This window comes from Acinetobacter rudis (genome assembly GCF_031157835.1).
Taxonomy (GTDB): domain Bacteria; phylum Pseudomonadota; class Gammaproteobacteria; order Pseudomonadales; family Moraxellaceae; genus Acinetobacter; species Acinetobacter rudis_A.
The window spans coordinates 1-7,755 of the sequence record NZ_JAVIDR010000037.1 but is presented as its reverse complement, the minus strand read 5'-3'; the positions used below and the strand labels follow the sequence as shown (position 1 = coordinate 7,755).

Sequence of the window (7,755 nt, the reverse complement as noted above, 5' to 3'; positions counted from 1 at the left end):
CCAGTGATTTCAATTCTTTTTTCATAAAAGCCTTTCACAATTTTTTGCATCTGATCGATGAGCTTGATCGTCATTGGCACATTGGTTTTTTTCTGAAAGAGTAAGTCACTCAAAATCTTCAACTGAACAATATCGTTTGCACCGCTGATATTGTGAATGGGTTGCCGTAGATACTCTTCCCGTGCCTGTTCAAATTCATCCCTAAACTCTTGTCTTAAATCTCGACCTGCCACCTTGGTGGGGTCATATCCTTCAACCTGTTGAGGAGATACATCAATGTTGAATTTTTCCTTGATGTCCTTTACCACCTCAGTGGGTGTCATGAACTGCGCAAGTGACCGAACTATATAGAGTTGCTCGGCTTTTCTTAGCTTTGCCATAAATCAAAATCCATCAAGGCTCATCAAGGAAGACTGGCAAAAAAAAGAGCCTTTCGGCTCAATTGATTACACAGTTTCCGCAGCACTTTGCTACATCCAAATCAGGTACAAACGGAGGATTCTGTGCGACCTCAACAAGTCGTTTAACACTTTCGCTTGCTCCCCATCGTTTGACCACACCGATAAATTCTTCAACGTCGTGGCCTGCTAAATAATGTTTAGGTAGACCTGTATGATCGCTATAAATAGTTTCACCATCTTCGTCACGTTCTACACCGATGTGATAAAGCTCATGCTCAATCAAAGCACAGAAATCACGGTCAGTCGCTTGTTCACAGAATGATGCATCAATGGTAATTAAATAGACTGGCACAAAACCGAACCAATCTCGCATCTGTTGCTCTTGTCGAGCTTTCTTCCATCCGCCCTGGTTAAACATCACTTTTTCACATTGGCCCAATACCATACGCTTTTTAGCTGTCATTGCAGAAGATGCCCAAGCAAAGGCTAAAACCGTTTCATCATCATGTAATAGCTCGGCAATGTGGTCATGGTCTGGATTATGTAGAGCACCACCTAAAGTTAAAAAGTTATTTACTACCCATTCTTTTAGATCCACGGCGGGCACTAGGCGAATAGATTCTTCTTCCTCCGCCTGATCGATAAAGTCAGTCGGTGGAAATGGTCTGATTTGGTCCATAAGATACCTTTAAATTTCTAAGCCAAGCAGTTGCACGCCCCATATCTACATCAGCAGGTAAGAATTGCTGAAATCGATAACCCATATCCTCAGCATGATCGTAACGGTCCATACTCCAGGCCTTAGTCGCAAGTTTGCCCTTTCTTCCGCCAGACCATGGGCCGCCAGCAATTTCAATCAACATTCGATATTCAACAAGGTGAAAGTCAAAACGCCAATGCTTAGTGCTTTTGAAGTGAAAATACTCTTCGTATTTAATTTCCATGCGATCAAGGATTTCTTTTAATCGCTCAAATGCATCCAAGTAGGATTGCTTAGCCTTAGGTAGCGGCCTAGTTCTTGGTTTTGTTTTGATGGGCTTCTTATTGGTTAGGGCTTTGTATTTTTGAATGTCCATGATTATCCACGGCGTTTAATTCCATAAAAACACAATAATCGTTTTAAATTGATACAATTAAATCAATTAAAACAATCATCAATCACTTTGTCTCAATTTAAATTAATGGTAATCAATAATACTGCTCAATGGTTTACATCATCACCAAACAAGGAGTTTATAGTGAATAAGTTTAAAATTGCCCACATTAAACAGCAGGGACAAAGTGTTATTATTATCCCAATGGAGAGTAATTTTGAGTATAAAACAAGTAATCAACAGTTGAGAATTACTAATTCATTACAATTTTGCGCCACAAATGCTGGGCTAGTTGGGACTGTTGTACCAGTATGGCTACATGGTAGACAAATGAGATTTATTGCACCTCGACTATGGCACCCATTTTTAAAATCACTTAGCTGGAATGATGTATTAAAAAACATAAATAAAGAGCTTACTTTGGGTTAATTAACTCTTTTATATGTAGAAGCGATTCTTGCAGTTGAGCTTCTACATGTTTTAATACATTAGTATCCAATGATGCAACCCCACCCCTTCCACCATCCTTATCGAAACAAGAATATTGAATCTCACCATTAATTTCGACGACTACACGACTATCTTTATATTCCACAACATCATCCATATTGTATTTCATCTAACAATTAAAATTTGGGCATTAAAAAACCACCTTAAAGATGGATATTTATTTCATATATTGCAGTAAGCAACCTAAATAACAACTAGCATATCTTAAGTACTATTGCCATATTTCTGTATTACAATTACCAATAACTTATTTATCTGATCATTGGATAAACTTGAATCAAGCCAAAAATTTAAGTTTCTACTCCCAATCATCATTGGTCTTCTCTCATATAAAATTGACTGACCTAGTGAATTTTTTACTCTAAATTGCTCTTTCCGAGTCTTGCATTTTAAAACGATGCTTCCATGCCATGGTCCGCCAATACATATATCCATTGATTGCAAACACCTTTAAACCTTAAAGTTAAAATACTATACCCATCACTACTCTTATCACATGGCTTTCTTTATTTTTAATGTTAAAAATATGTAGCTAAAATTAAACAACCTAGATATACCTAAGCTTAATGAAATATGGCCAATCAAATATAGATTAACTAATTTTTACTACCTTTTGCTAAAATAATATATCACAAACACAATCAGCAATAAGACCGCAACCAATTGAAAAATAAGAAAAAATAGCAATACTCTGTCCTTAAAAGTAGTCTCTTTTATGAAATTTTATTTTATTTTTAAAGATAATTAAATTAAAAATTTAAAAAAACTGAACGTTATATAAAAAATTTTGATTAAATATTACCTATATTTATGAATATAAAAAAAGCCAGACTTACTGAATCGCAAAGTAAGTCTGACTATTATTCACTTAACCAAAGTAAGTGATGCACATATAATCCACAATCAAAATAGTACTAGCTAACCACTAAGATAGTGTTGATTATCTTTAGATAATTAGCATATTATCATAGATGTATCAAGGAAAATATTAATCTCCCTCATTAATTGGGCTGTATCATACAGCATTACCCTAAAACCTTAAATTTATTACATTCATAACAAATCGTTTAACACCACAAATCAACCTAAATCAAAGCCTAGAAAATAATCATTCCATAAAAAAAGCCCAGATGGTGTATTCTGGACTGTAAATGTGTGGATGGTATGACATCCATGTGAGCATAACTAGTGATTAACTCACTCCATAAGTGTACCATTTCAATTATTATATATCAATTAATTAAATTACAAAGTACAGCGCCATAGTTAATAAAAGGCACAAAAAAAACAGCCTAAATGCGTACACTAGGCTGTAAGTGGTTTTTGGATGACAGGGTATCATCCATGTGAACAGTTCTACTCACCTAACCATTACAACACATTATAAGTTGATATACAACACATTGAGGGCTAACTGAAATCAAACCCAATTTTCAGATAATTAATTGTCATAAAACTTTATCCCTAGTTCTACGACCGATAATCTAGAGATTAAAACATATTTAAACTTTCAATCAGTTTATTAGCTTCAGCTTCACTAGCTGTTTCAACGATGAATGAAGAACATCTGCTATTTGAGGATGGTAGAGTATCAATAACAACTCGAACCTCATTACTATCCTCATACTCAAACTTTCGAACTGATACTATAAAATCTGTATTAACAAAAAGTCCATCTTTTATTTGTACCAACATAACTTTCTCTTTAAATTTTTATAAAAAAATAAGTTATCAGCTTATTTGGATTATATCAATTGCTCAATATGTTTATGATTGTTCCTTCCCATAATTAAATCCTCATTAAAAACACAAATCAAACTCTCTGATTCCAAATCATTACTGCAAAGTTCACAACTTCACGTTCGCTTTCATCATTTAAATATAAGTAATCTTCATGTTGTAGGTGATCTGACCATTTAGGAAATCCTGTATTTGGTGACTGAGCGCCACACTCATGGCAACTAGCTTATGCCATCCAAATGCTCAAATTTTCATGAATAAATCTCATCGAATCAACTACAACTGAATTTACCCCACACCAAGGACATGGAGCCGCCTCAACATCAGGACACATATTGTTTTCTTGTGTTTTATGCCAGCGACTCCCCATAACTACCCCTTTCCTCTAGGCAAAAAAAAGCCCAGATGCGTACACTGGGCTTATAAATGGTTTTGGATGTCGGTATACATCCTGTGAGGCGCTAGGATTAGCCTCACATAAAAATGTTAATATATTAACTATTTAAAATCAATTAGCTATTTCTATTAAAACAAAACCCCGCAAATGCGAGGCCTATCCAGTGAATTACTCATACTTCGGTCACTGTACCTGAAATATGACACAATGCACCCTGACTTTCAAGCGCCAATAATTCGGCTTCTAAATTTATACTTGGTTGCCAACCGAACCATTCCAAGCATTTTATCTCGTGTTACTGAGTATTCAGATACACCAAGCTTTTTAGCAATTGTCGCTTCTGACTTAAATTCAACATAAAACATTACTACAACCTTGAGCCATTTCTTAACTTTTTCATTTTCAATTTTCATTAAGTCTTCAAGCATATCGCTCACAGCATCAGCGTGTGAATCATTGATCTTGCATAATGGTGGTACTCTTTCTCGATTATCAACACAGACACCATTAGCTGTATCAATCAAATGACCTAACACGCTCGAAGCACCCAAGCTGCCTATATGCAGATCGTCCAGCAACAGCCATGATCCATATTGCTCAAGATGCCATTCAATAGGTTTTTCTGCCCAATTAATTGCCACTGAAAAATGTTTTCTTTCTACTGTCGCATTCATTCTGTTCACCATCACTTAAACCATTTACACGTGTACTGTGTACCACTTACCCAAAAGACATCTTGTGTTTTACAGACCTGTATTGTGTTGAATGTATTAAGTGCTAAAGCCACAACAACAAAGATCATGAACAACACCACATACAGCCATGACTTATCTTTTTTCTTACGCATCACTCACCATCCCCTTAATCTGCTCTATCGCCCTACCACTCTTCACATCCGCCGTGCTAAACCTCAGCACCGTATAACCCAACATTGCTGCCGCGTTATACTTCTCTATATCTGCTTGATACCCTCTGCCTCTTGTATGCCTTCCATTACTCCAAATACCGCCCTCAACCTCGATCAACAGCTTTGTCCCAGTTAAATAAAAATCAGCTCTCCATTTTCTATCCTGGTGAAACTTAAACTCTGTCTCAAAACTAATCCCATGAACTTTTAGATGCTGAGCTAGTGTTGCCTCACCTTCGCTCACTACCTTTTGAGTTTTGACCGCAGGACGCTTACGTCTTACGGTCTTTTTCTTAACAAGCTGCTGGTATTCAGCGATCGTCATACTGCTCATAAATAACCTAGTGCGTGATGCACACTCTGCTGTGATGATGCAAACACGGCGATAACGATGAGCAGGATAAATAAGATCAGGAACTGGTTAGGAGTCATGGGTTCCACCCAACCTTGTAAACAGCCCCAAGAATTACTTGAACAGCAGCATATATTTGCTCTCCATCACCATCCTGATAATTGAAGCTATTAACGAATGTAGAAAAGCTCAGACCCTCACCATTCTTTTTTGACCACTTAACCCAACGGTTTGCCACATCTAGTGCTTTCTCTTGAAAATTTTCTAAAGCAAGCTTTTGGGCAATATTTTCTCGTCTCGCTAAAATAAACTGGCGTTCTTCTGGAGTTAGGCGGATTGATTTCACTGACAAGCCTCCACGTCTGCGATGGCTTTCTCTAATGCTGGTTTTTCAAAGTCTTGGGCATACCTGTGGTCACGATTGGCAACCTCGACTAACAACTCTTTTGCTTTCTCTAGTCCGCCTAGTGATTCAACCAAATCATGCGACTCAACGAGGCGTTTTAATGTCTCAATACAAAGCATGTGTGTATCGACACTTTTACCAACAAAAACAAATCCAGTTTCAAGTGACCAATTAGTAGCTTCTCCATCCCATTCATCAATAAGAAACTGCGCTTCTTCAATCCCAAGCTCTTTAACAAACTCGTTCGCTTTCATAGATCCACCACTATTGCTGTAGGTGGTACATCCACCATGTCTAATTCTTCTAATTCCATCGTATTCGAGGGAATTAAACGACGATTGGCTTTGGTCTCTTCTGGTGTGGCTGGGCGGATTTGAATAGGTAAACGACCATAAAACAAATCATCATCACCCTTGAGCTGATACATCCGAAGCGTTCTACCAACAACCTCAAAAACAGTGTCATAGTCACTTGCATCAACCATGACAACCAAATCACCAACCTTGAACTCATTCGCTTTCATGCTGCGGCATCCTTTTCGTGATATGACTTAACAGAATTAATGCCCTTGTTTTTAATTCTGTTTGGTCTATAACGCAGGTCATAACAGCACTTACATGCTGCCTCGTAGTAAATTTTTTCAGGTCGATTCTTGTTGCGGTACGTAAAATAAAACTCACTATCAAGTGGCCAATATTCACCACAGTGAATGCAAAGCTTTTCTTTTCCGAGTTCAGTCTCGATGTATTTAGGAAGCTTATTTGTCATGCTGCCACCGCCTGACTTTTCATTTTGGCTTTCAATGCCGCACGTTGATTGCTAATCGCCTTTGCTTCCTTGCAAAACTCACAACGACACTTGTGCTTGTTATAAGCGTGAACCGTGCCATGCTTAATTAGGGGGGCATATTTCAATCCCTCCAATTCTTCACACCAATCAATTGTGTTTTTATCCCTAACTGTCTTCTTCATGCCGATGCCCTCAACTTGATGTACACACCAAATTCGCCTGCTTCTGTTTCCAACTCAGAAAGCATGTCGTCCAAGCCAAATTGATTGAGACGCTGTGCTAAATGACGAATAAAGTTTTCTTTTTCCTCGTTGATCTCATCGGCACAATTGCATTCCTCACACTCATGTACTTCACATTCGTAGCACTCGTATTCATAGCCTGCTTCCATCATTGCGTCTGCAATTTCACTCAGGTCTGAACCAGTCGCTGTCCGAACAAAATCAAGAACATTGTCAATTGTTATGCTCATGCCGCACCCACCCTTTGATCTGCCCAATTGCACTCAACCACCGTCAACCCATCATGTTGAAAGCGAGACCAGAGACGGTCGCCTAAATTCTCTTTAAGATCATCTAGCCCAAAGTTCGAAATAAGCATCGTTGGCTTTTTCTCGTCATAACGTGCGTATAAAACCTTGTGTACTAACTGCAAGCGGCTTTCGTGTTGGTCATGCAAGCCATATTCATCAAGAATCAGTAAGTCGGTATCTGTGAATCGATAAATCGCATTAGTTTCACTGTCATCCGCCTTTTTCCAAGCATTGGCTATCTCATTAGCCATATCCTCAGAAGTGATGTAGCGAACGTACTTGCGTTGATCCAATAGATTTCTAGCCACGGCGCATGCTAAGTGAGTTTTTCCAGTACCAGGGCGACCAATCATGATTAGATTGCGATTCATGCCTGCCAAGAAATCTTTAGTGAACTTGGCACAGTTCTGTTTAGCTTCTAACTGCCCATTGTTTTCAGTGACGTAATTGCCAAACCCACAGTTTTCATGACGACTCGGTAACTGAGCACCTTTGAAATGATTTTCACGAACCTTGATGTTTACAGCATGTTTGTGTTCTTCATTACCACGCTCTAAAGCTTCAAGACTGCATTGTTTGCAGAACGTGCGACCATGAAAAGAAATCTTGTTTTGCATGTGTGTTGAG

15 protein-coding genes are annotated in these 7,755 nt (G+C 38.1%); 1 reads left to right on the top strand and 14 read right to left on the bottom strand.

Annotation, left to right across the window (positions count from 1 at the left end; genetic code table 11):
• The 3 genes from RFH42_RS16645 to RFH42_RS16635 all read right to left on the bottom strand — a co-directional run.
• A partial coding sequence (locus RFH42_RS16645; protein WP_308977053.1) for a DUF2280 domain-containing protein occupies positions 1–380 on the bottom strand: 380 nt, incomplete at its 3' end.
• Positions 381–438: 58 nt separating this feature from the next.
• Positions 439–1,080, bottom strand: a complete 642-nt coding sequence (locus RFH42_RS16640; RefSeq protein ID WP_308977051.1) for a putative metallopeptidase — start codon at positions 1,078–1,080, stop codon at positions 439–441.
• Positions 1,049–1,477, bottom strand: coding sequence for a hypothetical protein (locus RFH42_RS16635; RefSeq protein ID WP_308977050.1), 429 nt, complete (start codon positions 1,475–1,477; stop codon positions 1,049–1,051). Before RFH42_RS16635 ends, RFH42_RS16640 begins: the two co-directional genes overlap by 32 nt.
• Before the next feature lie 162 nt (positions 1,478–1,639).
• On the opposite strand from RFH42_RS16635, the gene RFH42_RS16630 reads away from it, so the two are divergent.
• Complete coding sequence (locus RFH42_RS16630) at positions 1,640–1,924, top strand: hypothetical protein (protein WP_308977049.1); 285 nt, start codon at positions 1,640–1,642, stop codon at positions 1,922–1,924.
• Here the strand turns inward: RFH42_RS16630 and RFH42_RS16625 are convergent.
• The 11 genes from RFH42_RS16625 to RFH42_RS16575 form a co-directional block, all read right to left on the bottom strand.
• Positions 1,911–2,102: a hypothetical protein gene (locus RFH42_RS16625; protein ID WP_308977048.1), complete on the bottom strand. Its 192-nt coding sequence runs from the start codon at positions 2,100–2,102 to the stop codon at positions 1,911–1,913. The two genes, RFH42_RS16630 and RFH42_RS16625, sit on opposite strands and share 14 nt — an antisense overlap.
• Before the next feature lie 1,394 nt (positions 2,103–3,496).
• Positions 3,497–3,700 carry a hypothetical protein gene (locus RFH42_RS16620; RefSeq protein WP_308977046.1) on the bottom strand — a complete coding sequence of 68 codons (204 nt, stop codon included), beginning with the start codon at positions 3,698–3,700 and terminating at the stop codon, positions 3,497–3,499.
• Between the two features lie 663 nt (positions 3,701–4,363).
• A complete protein-coding gene (locus RFH42_RS16615; protein ID WP_308977045.1) occupies positions 4,364–4,816 on the bottom strand; it encodes a hypothetical protein in 453 nt (150 codons plus the stop codon).
• Between the two features lie 11 nt (positions 4,817–4,827).
• Positions 4,828–4,989, bottom strand: a complete 162-nt coding sequence (locus RFH42_RS16610; protein WP_308977044.1) for a hypothetical protein — start codon at positions 4,987–4,989, stop codon at positions 4,828–4,830.
• Positions 4,982–5,383, bottom strand: a complete 402-nt coding sequence (locus RFH42_RS16605; protein ID WP_308977043.1) for a DUF559 domain-containing protein — start codon at positions 5,381–5,383, stop codon at positions 4,982–4,984. The genes RFH42_RS16610 and RFH42_RS16605 overlap by 8 nt, the downstream gene beginning before the upstream one ends.
• A 94-nt stretch (positions 5,384–5,477) precedes the next feature.
• Entirely contained in the window at positions 5,478–5,747 is a 270-nt protein-coding gene (locus RFH42_RS16600) for a hypothetical protein (protein WP_308977042.1), read from the bottom strand.
• Positions 5,744–6,061 carry a hypothetical protein gene (locus RFH42_RS16595; RefSeq protein WP_308977040.1) on the bottom strand — a complete coding sequence of 106 codons (318 nt, stop codon included), beginning with the start codon at positions 6,059–6,061 and terminating at the stop codon, positions 5,744–5,746. Before RFH42_RS16595 ends, RFH42_RS16600 begins: the two co-directional genes overlap by 4 nt.
• The gene (locus RFH42_RS16590) at positions 6,058–6,330 is read right to left on the bottom strand and encodes a hypothetical protein (protein WP_308977039.1); all 273 of its coding nucleotides are present in this window, start codon (positions 6,328–6,330) and stop codon (positions 6,058–6,060) included. The genes RFH42_RS16595 and RFH42_RS16590 overlap by 4 nt, the downstream gene beginning before the upstream one ends.
• A gap of 241 nt (positions 6,331–6,571) precedes the next feature.
• On the bottom strand, positions 6,572–6,778 hold the full coding sequence (locus tag RFH42_RS16585) for a hypothetical protein (protein WP_308977037.1): 207 nt from the start codon (positions 6,776–6,778) through the stop codon (positions 6,572–6,574).
• Positions 6,775–7,095 (bottom strand): hypothetical protein, encoded by a 321-nt coding sequence (locus RFH42_RS16580; protein ID WP_308977036.1) that lies wholly within the window; start codon positions 7,093–7,095, stop codon positions 6,775–6,777. Before RFH42_RS16580 ends, RFH42_RS16585 begins: the two co-directional genes overlap by 4 nt.
• The coding region (locus RFH42_RS16575) for an ATP-binding protein (RefSeq protein ID WP_308977034.1) at positions 7,065–7,755 on the bottom strand (691 nt) is incomplete at its 5' end. The genes RFH42_RS16580 and RFH42_RS16575, both read right to left, overlap by 31 nt.

Coding starts and splice junctions, on each gene's coding strand:
- RFH42_RS16635 (WP_308977050.1), bottom strand. CDS start 1,477: ATGGACATTCAAAAATACAAAGCCCTAACCAATAAGAAGCCCATCAAA.
- RFH42_RS16615 (WP_308977045.1), bottom strand. CDS start 4,816: ATGAATGCGACAGTAGAAAGAAAACATTTTTCAGTGGCAATTAATTGG.
- RFH42_RS16620 (WP_308977046.1), bottom strand. CDS start 3,700: ATGTTGGTACAAATAAAAGATGGACTTTTTGTTAATACAGATTTTATA.
- RFH42_RS16595 (WP_308977040.1), bottom strand. CDS start 6,061: ATGAAAGCGAACGAGTTTGTTAAAGAGCTTGGGATTGAAGAAGCGCAG.
- RFH42_RS16585 (WP_308977037.1), bottom strand. CDS start 6,778: ATGAAGAAGACAGTTAGGGATAAAAACACAATTGATTGGTGTGAAGAA.
- RFH42_RS16640 (WP_308977051.1), bottom strand. CDS start 1,080: ATGGACCAAATCAGACCATTTCCACCGACTGACTTTATCGATCAGGCG.
- RFH42_RS16605 (WP_308977043.1), bottom strand. CDS start 5,383: ATGAGCAGTATGACGATCGCTGAATACCAGCAGCTTGTTAAGAAAAAG.
- RFH42_RS16625 (WP_308977048.1), bottom strand. CDS start 2,102: ATGGATGATGTTGTGGAATATAAAGATAGTCGTGTAGTCGTCGAAATT.
- RFH42_RS16610 (WP_308977044.1), bottom strand. CDS start 4,989: ATGCGTAAGAAAAAAGATAAGTCATGGCTGTATGTGGTGTTGTTCATG.
- RFH42_RS16590 (WP_308977039.1), bottom strand. CDS start 6,330: ATGAAAGCGAATGAGTTCAAGGTTGGTGATTTGGTTGTCATGGTTGAT.